This window comes from Stenotrophomonas sp. Steno-Z4, from assembly GCF_056393145.1.
In genome coordinates this window covers 84,441-96,684 of record NZ_JBWJPC010000005.1, presented here as the reverse complement: position 1 = coordinate 96,684, position 12,244 = coordinate 84,441, and the positions used below count along the sequence as shown (strand labels likewise).

Below are 12,244 nucleotides of genomic sequence, written 5' to 3'. Positions count from 1 at the left end.
GCGCCTCACCCAAGGCGCCGCCCTGCGGCGAACCGCGGATATGCAGTTGCCGCCGGGGTTTCCTCGTCGGCGCGGATCCCCACCGCACCAAACCCCGGGCTGACTTCCGCACGTAGCGGCGCGTATTCCGCCGTGCTCCCGCTCCCCTGTACCGCCGACCCGCCCAACGCCACGTACGACCCCGTTGCACGGCCACCCCCGGTAGCGGCATACGGCGGCGCGCGTCCCTGCGCACGGGACGCGCCAGCCATCCGAGTCGCCCACCCACCATCCAGCGCACGCCGCGCGGCACGGCCCGCCCGTACTTCAGCATGGCCCGCCCTCCCTGGCACAACGGCGGTGGATGGAACTGTAGGGCCACTCGCAGGCCTCGCGCACGAACCCGTGCTGCACGGGATAGCTGTGCACGTAGGCGATGTGGCGCTGCACGTCATCGGCGTCGACCAACCGTCGCTCACGGAAGTCGGTGTGCCATAGCGGCCGAACCGTGCGGTCACGGCGCACCATCGCGCGCGGTGGATGACCCGGCAGCTGGCGGTCGAACACGGCCTGGATCTGCAGCCATCGCCGGTGGCCCTCTTCGTCCCCATCCGGCAGCGTCCACACGCCGTGCAGATGATCGGGCAGCACCACGATCGCATTGATCCGGAACGGCCGCGCCTGCTGCGCTATCCGGAATGCCAGCCGCAGTAACTGCGCGTGCTCCACCAGCAGGCGGCTGTAGCGATCACGAAGATGCGCGCTGAAGAAGTACGCGCTGCCGGGTTGCCAGGAGGGGTTTTCAGTAGCCATGCGCGCAGTGTGCAAATCTGCGCGAGCGCGAACGATCGGGGCAGGCCGCACGCAGGCGTCAGTGCGCCGCCCGGCCCGCGGTCAGGATGCGGCGCGTGGCGGTCCCAGTTCGCTTTCACATGCCTGTTGAGCTGCGTGCCTGATCTGCTCGCCCAGCATCAGGGCGTTCTCTTCGCCCAAGCGCTTCGCCGCCAGCGAAGCAGGCGGCAGCAGACGCCGCAGGGCATCGCTGACCGGCACCGACCAACTGCGCGGCGTGGAGGGTACATCCACTTCCGGCAGGTCACCCAAGGTCCACGGCAGCATCTGCAGCTTCTGCGATCGCGACGAAATGACCTGATCGGGCGCGTCGCGGAAACGGATGACCACGCGCATCATGGGGTAGTCGTCGGTCCATTCCATCTGCGTGTAGTACGTATCCAGCTGCGCTCGCAACGCGCTCCCCTTCATGAGGTCGAACATCCGATTGCGGATGTTTTCGGCGGTACACGCAGGTACGTTGCGGCTCGCGCTGGGCGCTGCGCTTTCCAGCATCCCGAGCGGGCGCACCCGCCGCGCCATCACCTGCATACCCCGCTCGCGCGGCCAGGGTGGTGCCGACAGCGCCCACACCAGCTCGCCCACCCGCTGCGCCGGCACCGTGGCCTGCGTGGTTTCCACTCCCTCTGCCGTTTCCACTTTCGAGGTACGGGTAAACGCACGTTGGCCACCGCTGCGCTGCAGCCGGTGTACTTCGTCCGCACGGCTCCAGCCGCTGTACTGGTACTGGATCTCCACCGAGCGCACGTTGTCTATTGCAGCGGGCGGCGGCCCGCTGCCCGGTACCGTGCACGCCACCAGCAGCAACACGGGAATGCCGGCAAACAGGCGCAACGTGGTAAGGATCGAAGGAGTCATGGCGGCATTCTAGACCTGCGTGAACCAGCCCGGCGGCCATCTCGGTTACGATGCCCACCCCTTCCTGTCCGTCGACCGGCTGCCCCGCAGCACGGTCCGCCCTGATCCCGTGACGCACTACACCGGCCCCCTGCTCACCCGCCCCCTCGCCGAATCCCTGGTCCGCGCCCGCGATGCCGGTGCGACCGAGTGGACCGGCTCGCTCGATCTGGCACGCTCCACCGGTACGGCCACGCTAGGCGCGAAAAGCTGGCAGTGGAAGGGTGAAACCTACGCCTACCCGGGCAAGACCAAGGACCGCACCCTGTACTACTGGGATGGCGAGGAATTCCTGGCGGTATCCCGGTTCGGCTCGGCGCTGATCAAGCTGGTGCCCACCGAGTGGGACGCGCCCACCTTCGAGATCGACGGCATCAAGATGCTGCCCAGCGCGCAGGTTTCGCCCTACGAGGATGCGCGCCGCAAGGTGGCGCTGGTGGCCCCGGCAGGCAAGACCGTGCTCGATACCTGCGGCGGGCTGGGTTACTTCGCTGCCTGCTGCCTGGAAGCCGGGGTCACCCGCATCCAGTCGTTCGAGAAGAACCCCGATGTGCTGTGGCTGCGCACGCTCAACCCGTGGTCGCCCGACCCGGAAGCGGCCAGCAGTGGTGGCCGCCTATCGCTGACCCACGCCGATGTCTCGCAGGCGATCGAGGGGCTGGAAAGCAGCTCGGTGGACGCCATCCTGCATGACCCGCCGCGCTTCGGCATCGCCGGCGAGCTGTACTCGCAGGTGTTCTACGACCAGCTGGCGCGGGTGATCCGCAAGGGCGGGCGCATGTTCCATTACACCGGCGCGCCCAACAAGCTCACCAGCGGGCGCGATGTGCCGCGTGAGGTCGCCAAACGGCTGGAAAAGGCCGGCTTCAAGGCCGAACTGGCGCTCGACGGGGTGCTGGCGGCCAAGCGCTGAGAGGTACCGGAACCGCACGGGCGGGTGAATGCGCAGGCGCGCCTCTACCCGGACTTAACCCGCGTCCTGCGCAGCTGGCCTAGGCTGGGCCATGCCCTACGCTTCCAAGGTATCTGCATGATTCAAATCGCCAACGGCATCAACGAAACCGAGCGCCAGCGCGCGCTCGACGCCCTGCACATCGTGGGCAGCCTGCCCGAGCCGGCTTACGACGACATCGTCAAGGTCGCCGCTGCCGTCTGTGGCACCCCGATGGCCCTGGTGAGCCTGGTCGACCGCGACCGGCAGTGGTTCAAGGCTCGCGCCGGCTTGGAGAGCGTCCAGACCGAGCGCAACGTGGCCGTGTGCGACCACGCGATCCGGCAGCCCACCCAGCTGATGGAAGTGGGCGACCTCAACCAGGATGCGCGCTTCGCCGACAACCCAATGTTGAAGGACCTCGGCGCCCGCTTCTACGCCGGTATGCCACTGGTAACCGAAGGCGGTGCCGCCGTGGGCAGCGTGTGCGTGATCGACGTCAACCCACGCGAGCTCAACACGACCCAGCGCGAAGCCCTGCAGGCATTGGCCCGCCTGACCATGACCCTGATGGAAAGCCGCAGCCGCGAACGCGAGCAGCAGGTGGCCGCCATCCTGGACCATGGCGTGGCCGAGGAAACCGCCGTTGCCCCCGACGCTGCCGGCAGGTACACCGTGGTGATCCTGGAGCTGCAGGACCTGTCGGAGCTGGCACAGCGACTCGGCGAGCGCACCCTGGACCGCCAGCTGCAGCAGCTGGACCAGGCGCTGGAACACTGCCTGCAGCCAGACCGTGGGGACAGCATCAACCGCGTGACCGGCAGCGGCGAGTTCATCGCTGTGCTCGGCGGCGACCACGTGGACGATACCGTGGAGAAATTGCAGCAGGTGGCTCGTGAAACGAGCCAGAGCCTTGGCAGCCCGCTGCTGCTGGGCGCCGCGTCCACCAGCACTGGCGAAGCCACTACCGCTGTTTTCCTTCGGGCCGACCAGGCATTGAGCGCCGCTAAAGACGCGCTACGCGCCTGAGGAAAGACCACCATCGTTGAGCCAGGCTCTGCCTGGCTTCGCGGTGCCGGAACGGAAGGCTGACACGCATGGCGTGTCACCACGCGGTTTCGTCCCCGCATTACGTGGTTTAGTCCCCAAAGGCCGCATTTCAGTCTTCGGGTGGCGTGTTTTAGTCGCCGCGTGGGAGCTTCTTGGCCCACATGTTGTCGACCAGATTCGGGTACGCCCGCCCGTTCTCTTCAGCCCGCTGCCGCGCCGCCGCCTTTTGCGACGGCGACAGCGGCTGCGCCTTCTTCCCCTTGGGATTGGGCTTATCCCACGGCGGCGTTACTGTCTTTCGCATTCAATCACCTTTGCAACCCGACCGGCCTCACCGCGCCAGAAACGCAACCAACGCCGCATTGAACTGCTCGGCATGGCTGGCATTACACCCATGCGGTGCATCCTTCAGCAGCACCACCTCGCTGCCGCGAATCGCCTCATGCGTACGGCGGCCCGAGCCTTCATACGGCACCGTGCCGTCGCTGTCACCATGCAGCACCAGCGTGGGCACCGTAACCTTCTTCAGGTCCTCACGGAAATCGGTGGTGCCAAACGCCTTCATGCAGCCCAGCGCCGCAGTCTGATCCGACTGCTTGCACAGTTCGATCGCTTCCTGGCGCTGCTTTTCAGTGACCTTCAACTCGCCCTTGGCGCTGAAGAAGTCCTTGGTGAACCCGTCGAAGAACTCGTCACGGTGGTTCTCCAGCCCCATCCGCATCTGCTCGGCCTTTTCTTCGGTCAGCGGGCCGTCCGGGTTGTCGGCGGTCTTGAGCATGTAGGGCGGCACCGCCGCAGCGAATACCACGCTGCGAAGGCGCTGTTCCCCGTGGCGAGCGATGTAGCGCGCCACCTCGCCGCCGCCCATCGAGAAGCCCACCAGCGTCGCGTCCTGCAGGTCCAGCTGTTCCAGCACCCCGGCAAGGTCGTCGGCCAGCGTGTCGTACTCATAGCCATCGGCCGGCTTTTCCGAACGGCCGAAGCCACGGCGGTCATAGGCCACCACGCGGTAGCCCGCGGCCTTCAGCACCGGTACCTGGGCGCGCCAGGATTCGGCCGACAGCGGCCAGCCGTGGATCAGCACAACCGGGCGACCGGTGCCGCCGGTGTCTTCAACGTGTAGACGTACGCGTGTTGCAGTCATGGATAGCTCCAGATTCGCCAATGGACGGCCCATGCTAATCCGCTGATGCGGGCGCGACGTGAGCATTTCTTTGCTTTGAACTTACAGACTGTGCACAAAGTGCACGCGCGTTTTTACCAAGCTGATTTCAGGCATCTCATGGCGGCAGAATGGTGACGGCCAAGTGCTGCCGCTCAGCGCGGGGCGGCTCGTGTCACCGGATATCAATGGCTGCAGGTGGAGGCCCATCGCGATGCGCGCGGGCAGGTGAGCGCGCTGAGCGTGGTGCATGGGGAGGCGCGCGTGCGGTTTGTGCGGAAGCGGACGTAACGGGCAGGGCATTACCCCATTCGCCGCACGGCAGCCTCACGCTCCTGCGATTGCGTCTGTTCGGCCTGCGCCGCCAGCTGCTGGGTCTGCTGGTTGGCGTTGGCCAACTGCTCGCCACGTTCCAGCGAAGCTTCAACCGGGGTCTGGGCGGCCTGCGCGGTGGGCATGGAAGCGCGCAGATGCGCTGGGTCGTTGCGCTCGCCCTGCACGACGAAGATGTTTTCAGCTGCCGTCGCGTTCGGGGTGCGCTCACTGAGCATTACGTGGTCCACGCGCGATAGCCCATTTTCCTTGGCGAGCACATACAGGCTTGCGCTGACCCGCTCACTGGTGGGGTCGAAGGTTCGGCCATTGCCGGCGTCCAGTTCTGCCACCTTCTCCCGGATCTGCGACAGCATGGGGTCGCCCCTGATGCCTTCGTAGGAATCATTCTCGGAGATCAAGCGCTGCAGCAGCGTCCGCTTTGGAAGGTCATTGTTGATTTCGGTGTTGAGCTTGCTGCCCGGAACGGGATCCGGAATGCTCTCGATTTCACGCTTGTTGTTGAGTGGTTTGACCGCCCCCTCGAAACCTTGATCCTGCCCCGATCTTGTTTGACGGTGCAGGCCCGCGTGATTGAGTGCACCCCAGGTAAAGTCGATGCAGCTGTTGGACAGGCCGCCGTACTCCATGCTGAACCCATGTTTGGCAGGATCTTTACCGTACTCAACGATGCGATCGAACTGTTGCTTGGTGATCTCCATTGTCCGCGCGTAGTAGGGATTCTGGTAATTCTGGCTATCGCGGTAGGTGATCGCACCCGGGCCGCTGGTAGCGCCATGCTCGATCGGTGCGAAACCATAACTGCGTGACCAATCGCCGTGCTCAACCGACAGATACATGTGTCCTGCGGCTGATGTCCCTCCCCCGTCCAACGGCGTCCCGGGCGCGGCAACGTAAACGGTAACGGTATAGGGTGCGTCCTTGCTCATCGGTCACTTTGCCTTCTTGAAATAAGCGACAAGCAGCTCAGCGGTATCGTCGCGGAACTCCGGATGCTCGCCCGTCAGCTCAATGGTGAGGCGATAATGTCCAGGCTTGATGTTCTCTGCATACGCAAACTGAAGAACGTCATAGTAGAGCGCGGCATCAACAAGGCCGGCGCTCTCGAGCAGTGACGGTTCAACTCCCGACATGGTCAAGCCAGGTACGGTTCCGTCAATGGGGACCGCTATCCGTTCGCGAAGATTCGCCGCATCCCTCGTCAGGGGCACTGTCTTGATTGCACCTTCCTCCATGCGAATCAAGCTGACTCTGGCAGCGATCCCTGCTTCGACGAGCCTGATGGAAAGCGAGGTGCCGGATTCCGCGTCCGGCCTCACCAACCGCACACCCAGCATCAACTCGGGTGAGGCGTTGGGTCCGGGCGCTGGAAGCTCAAACTCCACATTTGCTACCTCGCCCGCCTTGTCCAAGGCAATGGGCCGGGTAAGAGGAACCTCAGTTCGCATTGCAGCGTTCTCCTTGTTTGCTTCCACGCTGGGCTTGGCGGTTTCCGCTTCCCGCCCGCACGCGGCGAGGCCGGCAATGACGAACAGCGTCCCGGCGCCCATCAGCATCGATCTTGTTGCCCAAAGCTTCATGGTCAATTCTCTTCCTGGTAACGAGCGCCCTTCACGCCTCTTCAGCGGTCTCCTGGGTCTTCTTGTACGAATCCCCCCAATCCCGCATCGCCAACAGCACCGGCACCAGTGTCCGGCCCAGCTCCGAGAGCCGGTACTCCACCTTCGGCGGCACCTCCGGGTACACATGCCGCACCACCACGCCATCGGCCTCCAGCTCTCGGAGCTGGCTGGTCAACATCGATTGGGTGGCGTTGGGGATGAGCCGGGTCAGCTCCATGAATCGCCGGGTGCGTGACACCAGGTAGAACAGGATCACCGGCTTCCACGTCCCGCCGATGACCGACAGCGTGGCTTCCACGCTGCAGCCGGTTTTGCCATATACGCGCCGCGCCATTACGGGATACTCCTGAAAACCATAGTACCTACGGGAAAGCATAGTTCTTGTGGCAACCACGGTGCGACCATAGCATGCAGGTCATGTCCCCCGAGGTGATCGATGCCCATGAAATTCAATGCCCTGCTGGCCACCAAAGAAGACGGCCAGGTCTCCACCCAGCTGGTGGCCTTTGACGAAGCCGACCTGCACGAAGGCGATGTGCTCGTGCAGGTGGACTACTCCACCCTGAACTACAAAGACTCGCTGGCGATGACCAACGCCTCGCCGGTGATCCGTACGTTCCCGCTCATTCCCGGCATCGACCTGGCCGGCACCGTGCTGGAATCGGGCAATGCCGGCTTCCGCCAGGGCGACCGCGTCGTGCTCAACGGTTACGGCCTCAGCCAGACCCACCACGGCGGGCTGGCCCAGCGCGCGCGCGTTCCCGGGGAGTGGCTGGTGAAGCTGCCGGACAGCATCAGCAGCAAAGACGCCATGGCGATCGGCACGGCAGGCTACACCGCCATGCTGTGCGTGCTGGCGCTGGAACACGGCGGCGTGAAGCCCGAGCACGGCGACATCCTGGTGACGGGTGCCAACGGCGGCGTTGGCTCCATCGCCTTGGCCATCCTCTCCAAGCTGGGCTACCGCACGGTGGCGTCCACCGGCCGACCCGAACATGCGCAGTACCTCAAGGACCTGGGCGCCGACGAGATCATCGACCGCGCCACGCTGGCCGAGCCGCGTACCCGCCCGCTGGATGCCGAACGCTGGGCCGGCGTGGTGGATGTCGCCGGCAGCCACACGCTGGCCAATGCCCTGGCGCAGACGAAATACCGCGGCGTGGTGGCGGCTGCCGGACTGGCGCAGGGTACCGACCTTCCCACCTCTGTGCTGCCCTTCATCCTGCGCAACGTCACCCTTGCCGGTATCGACTCGGTGCAGGCACCGCATGCCGTGCGTGCTGAAGCCTGGACGCGTCTGGCGACCGATCTGGACCTGGGCAAGCTGGCCAGCACCGTTGAAGTGATCGGACTGGAAAGGGTACTGGACGTGTTCCCGGCATTCCTTGAAGGCAAGGTGCGTGGCCGGCTGGTGGTGGATGTGAACGCCTGAGCATTTCGCCGTAACATCGAAGCAAAGAGCACCGCGGCGCCTTCGAACCAGGCCGCACCACGGTAGGGTCGCACCCCCGTCGACTGCACGTAACCGTGCAACAACCGATTACGGCATGACCCGCAACGAAGGCGCCGCACCCCAGGCAACCACGGAGACCGCAGGTGGCAAAAGCTAAAGGATTAGCAGTACTACTCACCACAACAGCACTAACCGCAGCCTGCATATTCCCAACCCTGGCCGCCCCGTCTTCGCGCGCAAAGGGAACGCCAGACGTACGCGAGACCATCCTCAAGCTGCTCGAACAACGCGCGTTCCACAGCGACCAGATCGATTGGCCTGCAGCACGCCGGCAGCTCACGCAGGCCAGCAGTACGGACGAAGCCGACAAGATCGTCACCGAACTGATCGCCCGCAGCACAGCCAACCACGGCCACTGGATCCGCACACAGGCGGTGCCCGGCGCTGCTGAGGAGAAGCCGCGATCTGCCAGCAGCCAACAGGTTCGTCAGCGCAATGCGGAAGCAGATCCACCCGGGCCGACGCGTGGTCCTGAGGATGCAAACGACCCCATCGGCTGGATCCGCGTACCGCCTTTCCTGGACAACCCTTCAGCGCCGCGAGAACTCACACGTCAGCGGCGTCAGGCCTTCGCACAGATGCTGCAGTCGTGGCTCCGTAGCGAGGACCAGCGCCCCTCTGCGGCTGGATCGTGGACCTCAGGCAAAACGGCGGCGGCAACATGTGGCCCATGCTGGCCGGCATTGCACCCCTATTGTCCACAGACCCGAAGCATCGCGAGGTCATCGGCGCCTTTGTCCGTGGCGCGGAGCACCAGACCTGGAGTGTCGAATCCGGGCAGGTCCTGCTCGGAGATCGCTCACCCGTCAGCTTGGATTCTGCGGCTTATGTTCTGCGGCAGCCCGCCCCGCCGATAGCCGTCTTGTTCGGACCCAGAACCGCAAGTTCCGGGGAAGCACTGGCATTGGCCTTTAGGGGCCGGCCTGCTACGCGTAGCTTCGGTGAGAAGACAGCCGGCTATTCCACGGCCAACGTGCCAACGCCACTTCCTGACGTCAGCAGGTTGCTGCTTACCGTATCGGTTTCTGTCGACCGTAACTTGAAGGGCGACGGCGGGAAGCTTACGCCGGATGAGAAAACCAGCGACGCGGAGGTAACCGAGGCCGCAGCACGCAAGTGGCTACTACAGCAGCCAAGGTGTCTCGCGACAGGCTGAGGGTCGCAAATGACGCGATTGGTTCGCACCCGAGAACACTCCTAACCGGTATTCCTGAAGCGGTTCGCAGCCATTCGTAACATCAATTTGAACCATAACATCTGCAGATGCTACGGTTGATTCTAGTGTTACGCAGCGTGTACCCATAGCTATTCGACGACCACTCGACGCGCACATTTCCTTCAGGAACTTGAGCTACTTGAGCCGCCATCCAATCCGTAAGGTGCTGGTTCGCGGCAATGAACGCCGAAGGAAACCCATCTAAACGGAGCAAAGAATGACGCCAGACCGTCCTCTTCCGCATATCTACTTCATGGATGCGCTGAAGTTTGTTAGGCAACACAGCTGGATTTCAGGGGCCGCAGCTACACTGCTACTGCTTACTCACTTCTCCAAAATTGGGTACCTTCCGGCTCTATCGTTAGCGGATTTTGGCTTGGTTGGCGCGGCGATTCTCGCCTTCACAGTCATCACTGCCTGCCTTTTCGTCACGGTGTACCTGCTTCCGGGTGCCTGCTACGAAGCTTGGGGTTCTGCCCGTCTCATTCCCCGACAAGAGCTCCCCAAGAAGGGGGCGAGATACCAGCGCCTCAACTCTCGAAAGGGTGACCCAGGCGCTGATTCGTCGAATCCTGGGTCAACCAGCACACCGAGCAGAAAGTTCAGCATGCTCGCCGTTCTAGGAATTTCCTACGCCGGATTCTTCCTGGCTGTGATATCGCTGGCTTCGACGATGCTCGCTCCAGACAGCATGCGCGACAACCTCTTCGTGGCCTTCTTCTTGGTGTGCTTTGGCCTATCAGCGGCAGTCGCAGCGCAAAGCAGAGGCAAGTTCACTCGTGGCGTCCGAAAAAGCCGGTTCGACTGGCGCTTGCGCCTTCTACTCTTTACATGGCTGCTTTATGGCGCTGCTATCCCTTTCGCACTGATCATGCTCAGCGTTCTGCCATCTGCAGACGTTTTCAAAGTGCAGCCCATGGGAGTAGTTGCACTTTTGGCACTTCCGCTCGCCCACTTCTGCTTCTACTCAACTTCGCGCCTTCCAAACCCAGTCCGGGCGAATGCACTCATATTTGTAGGCATTTACATTGTGGTCTCCCTCGGGGTTGCATCCGCCGCGATCGATACTGCGGCGTCGCGCCTGCGCGTAGGTATGATGAACAATCAGACGGTCATCTTGACCGTGCGTGGGTGCAGCGCCTTGATGGCGGCACGCATTACGGAGAACTGTGCAGTAGTCCCAGGCGAATCGACACTCAGATCCGCAGGCCCCGTCGACATCCTTACCCGCTTGGGCAGCCACGTGGTGATAAGTCAGCCTGGCTGGAGTCACAAGGGCAAGAAGATTTCTGCGCCGATCAAGGCGTCTGAAGTCGATACCTGGTTCCCAGCTCCGGAGCTAGAAGAGCCCAATGAGAGTGCGCAGACTCAGAATTGAAGCCACACCCCCGCCGACATCGATACGCCTGCATTTCCTTTGAGCCAGGCCGCCCCGCAAGGCGGCCCGGAACGTTCAGAGGTTAAAGCGCAATCCGCGCCACAGACTCCTCACTTCCCTTCTCGTCCTTATCCCCATTCTTGATGGTCACGTACAGGACGTTCTTCTTCGCATCCAGTGCCAGGCTGTTCGGGTGGGTCGGCACGTCATAGGTGCCCACCTGCTTGTAGCTCTCGCTGTCATACGCGGTCACCGTGCCCGCTTCGCGGTTGGTCACGTAGAGCCGCTTGCGCGGTGCATCGAGCAGCAGGCCCAGCGGGCCGGCATCGGTGGCGATGCTGGCCAGTTCCTTGCCGGTGGTCGGGTCCACCACCAGCACGCGCTGGCCCGGGTGCTTGGAGACGAAGCCCGGAATGCTGCTGCCCTGGTACTTGCGGATCATCTCCAGGCCCTGGTCGGTCACGAACAGGCGCTTGCCGCTCGGGTCCAGCGCCAGGTTCATCGGCTGCTCCGCACTGACCTTGAAGCGCTGCTCCACCTCGCCGGTGTCGGTGCCCACGGTGACCACTTCGCCCAGCAGGTTGGAGGTGAGCACGCGCTTGTTGGCCGCATCCAGGGTGAGGCCCGGTGCCTTGGCATTGCCCAGGCCCGGAATAGTGTTGATCAGCTTGAGCGACTGGGTATCCACCACGAACAGGACGCTGCCTTCGCCGGAGTGGCCGGTCACGTACAGGCGGTTGTTCGGGGAATCCACCACCAGCTCGCGCAGGTCGTGGGTGTAGCCGGCCTTGCCGTCCTTGCCGACCTTCTTCTCCATCAGCTGCACGATTCCCACGGCCTTGTTGGAGGCGGTGTCGACCACGGTCACCGAGGTGTCCACGGTGTTGCCCACGTACAGGCGGTTATGGGCGTCATCGAGCACCACGCCGAAGGCTTTGCGTTCCAGCGGGATCTTCGCCTCAACGGTCAGCGAATCCGGATTCAGGCGCAGCACCTGGGCCGGGCCGGCGGCATCGCCGAAGCCGCCCGAAGAGGCCACGAACAGCGCGTTCTGGGTGGGGCTGAAGGCCAGCTCGTACAGCCCCTGGGCAACGGCGGCGCGCTGCACGGAGGAAGCGGCGGCGGTGGCGGCGGCCTTTTCAGCGGCAAAGGCAGACGGGGCGCCAAGGGTCAGGCTGACGGCCAGCGCCAGGGCGGCCGAACGGAACAGGGAACGAGGGTGCATGCGAGCGTCCTTGTGAGAGGCAGAGGAAGGATCCTGGCTCGCGTGGCCGCTGGGAGGAGCGGCCAACCACACGGTCGAATGACGTG

13 protein-coding genes are annotated in these 12,244 nt (G+C 63.8%); 5 read left to right on the top strand and 8 right to left on the bottom strand.

The window, feature by feature from the left end; all coding sequences use genetic code 11:
- Positions 1-306: 306 nt before the first annotated feature.
- Both AC06E7_RS12990 and AC06E7_RS12985 read right to left on the bottom strand, forming a co-directional pair.
- Positions 307-792 (bottom strand): REP-associated tyrosine transposase, encoded by a 486-nt coding sequence (locus AC06E7_RS12990; protein ID WP_217539100.1) that lies wholly within the window; start codon positions 790-792, stop codon positions 307-309.
- Between the two features lie 81 nt (positions 793-873).
- Complete coding sequence (locus tag AC06E7_RS12985; protein ID WP_478065007.1) at positions 874-1,689, bottom strand: hypothetical protein; 816 nt, start codon at positions 1,687-1,689, stop codon at positions 874-876.
- Between the two features lie 109 nt (positions 1,690-1,798).
- Here AC06E7_RS12985 and AC06E7_RS12980 point away from each other — a divergent pair, with 109 nt between their 5' ends.
- Together AC06E7_RS12980 and AC06E7_RS12975 are read left to right on the top strand one after the other, a co-directional pair.
- Positions 1,799-2,641: a class I SAM-dependent methyltransferase gene (locus AC06E7_RS12980; protein WP_478065006.1), complete on the top strand. Its 843-nt coding sequence runs from the start codon at positions 1,799-1,801 to the stop codon at positions 2,639-2,641.
- Positions 2,642-2,758: 117 nt separating this feature from the next.
- Positions 2,759-3,688, top strand: a complete 930-nt coding sequence (locus tag AC06E7_RS12975; protein ID WP_478065005.1) for a GAF domain-containing protein — start codon at positions 2,759-2,761, stop codon at positions 3,686-3,688.
- A gap of 151 nt (positions 3,689-3,839) precedes the next feature.
- Here the strand turns inward: AC06E7_RS12975 and AC06E7_RS12970 are convergent, their stop codons facing one another.
- The 5 genes from AC06E7_RS12970 to AC06E7_RS12950 form a co-directional block, all read right to left on the bottom strand.
- On the bottom strand, positions 3,840-4,013 hold the full coding sequence (locus tag AC06E7_RS12970; protein ID WP_478065004.1) for a hypothetical protein: 174 nt from the start codon (positions 4,011-4,013) through the stop codon (positions 3,840-3,842).
- Positions 4,014-4,040: 27 nt separating this feature from the next.
- Positions 4,041-4,853 (bottom strand): alpha/beta fold hydrolase, encoded by an 813-nt coding sequence (locus tag AC06E7_RS12965; protein WP_449324845.1) that lies wholly within the window; start codon positions 4,851-4,853, stop codon positions 4,041-4,043.
- A gap of 320 nt (positions 4,854-5,173) precedes the next feature.
- Positions 5,174-6,133, bottom strand: a complete 960-nt coding sequence (locus tag AC06E7_RS12960; RefSeq protein WP_478065003.1) for an XVIPCD domain-containing protein — start codon at positions 6,131-6,133, stop codon at positions 5,174-5,176.
- Positions 6,134-6,136: 3 nt separating this feature from the next.
- A complete protein-coding gene (locus AC06E7_RS12955) occupies positions 6,137-6,784 on the bottom strand; it encodes a hypothetical protein (protein WP_478065002.1) in 648 nt (215 codons plus the stop codon).
- Between the two features lie 31 nt (positions 6,785-6,815).
- Entirely contained in the window at positions 6,816-7,160 is a 345-nt protein-coding gene (locus tag AC06E7_RS12950; RefSeq protein ID WP_068848894.1) for a winged helix-turn-helix transcriptional regulator, read from the bottom strand.
- 108 nt (positions 7,161-7,268) lie between these two features.
- On the opposite strand from AC06E7_RS12950, the gene acuI reads away from it, so the two are divergent.
- The 3 genes from acuI to AC06E7_RS12935 all read left to right on the top strand — a co-directional run bounded on the left by acuI (position 7,269) and on the right by AC06E7_RS12935 (position 10,933).
- Positions 7,269-8,258, top strand: a complete 990-nt coding sequence (acuI, locus tag AC06E7_RS12945; RefSeq protein ID WP_478065001.1) for an acrylyl-CoA reductase (NADPH) — start codon at positions 7,269-7,271, stop codon at positions 8,256-8,258.
- A gap of 712 nt (positions 8,259-8,970) precedes the next feature.
- On the top strand, positions 8,971-9,495 hold the full coding sequence (locus AC06E7_RS12940; protein ID WP_478065000.1) for a S41 family peptidase: 525 nt from the start codon (positions 8,971-8,973) through the stop codon (positions 9,493-9,495).
- Between the two features lie 277 nt (positions 9,496-9,772).
- Positions 9,773-10,933, top strand: a complete 1,161-nt coding sequence (locus tag AC06E7_RS12935; protein WP_478064999.1) for a hypothetical protein — start codon at positions 9,773-9,775, stop codon at positions 10,931-10,933.
- Positions 10,934-11,015: 82 nt separating this feature from the next.
- Here the strand turns inward: AC06E7_RS12935 and AC06E7_RS12930 are convergent, their stop codons facing one another.
- Positions 11,016-12,158, bottom strand: a complete 1,143-nt coding sequence (locus tag AC06E7_RS12930) for a YncE family protein (RefSeq protein WP_478064998.1) — start codon at positions 12,156-12,158, stop codon at positions 11,016-11,018.
- Between the last annotated feature and the right edge of the window lie 86 nt (positions 12,159-12,244).

Excerpts from the sequence above, each read along its gene's own strand:
- AC06E7_RS12985 (WP_478065007.1), bottom strand. The coding sequence starts at position 1,689 with ATGACTCCTTCGATCCTTACCACGTTGCGCCTGTTTGCCGGCATTCCC.
- AC06E7_RS12950 (WP_068848894.1), bottom strand. The coding sequence starts at position 7,160 with ATGGCGCGGCGCGTATATGGCAAAACCGGCTGCAGCGTGGAAGCCACG.
- AC06E7_RS12955 (WP_478065002.1), bottom strand. The coding sequence starts at position 6,784 with ATGAAGCTTTGGGCAACAAGATCGATGCTGATGGGCGCCGGGACGCTG.
- AC06E7_RS12935 (WP_478064999.1), top strand. The coding sequence starts at position 9,773 with ATGACGCCAGACCGTCCTCTTCCGCATATCTACTTCATGGATGCGCTG.
- AC06E7_RS12930 (WP_478064998.1), bottom strand. The coding sequence starts at position 12,158 with ATGCACCCTCGTTCCCTGTTCCGTTCGGCCGCCCTGGCGCTGGCCGTC.
- AC06E7_RS12965 (WP_449324845.1), bottom strand. The coding sequence starts at position 4,853 with ATGACTGCAACACGCGTACGTCTACACGTTGAAGACACCGGCGGCACC.
- AC06E7_RS12990 (WP_217539100.1), bottom strand. The coding sequence starts at position 792 with ATGGCTACTGAAAACCCCTCCTGGCAACCCGGCAGCGCGTACTTCTTC.
- acuI (WP_478065001.1), top strand. The coding sequence starts at position 7,269 with ATGAAATTCAATGCCCTGCTGGCCACCAAAGAAGACGGCCAGGTCTCC.
- AC06E7_RS12960 (WP_478065003.1), bottom strand. The coding sequence starts at position 6,133 with ATGAGCAAGGACGCACCCTATACCGTTACCGTTTACGTTGCCGCGCCC.
- AC06E7_RS12975 (WP_478065005.1), top strand. The coding sequence starts at position 2,759 with ATGATTCAAATCGCCAACGGCATCAACGAAACCGAGCGCCAGCGCGCG.
- AC06E7_RS12970 (WP_478065004.1), bottom strand. The coding sequence starts at position 4,013 with ATGCGAAAGACAGTAACGCCGCCGTGGGATAAGCCCAATCCCAAGGGG.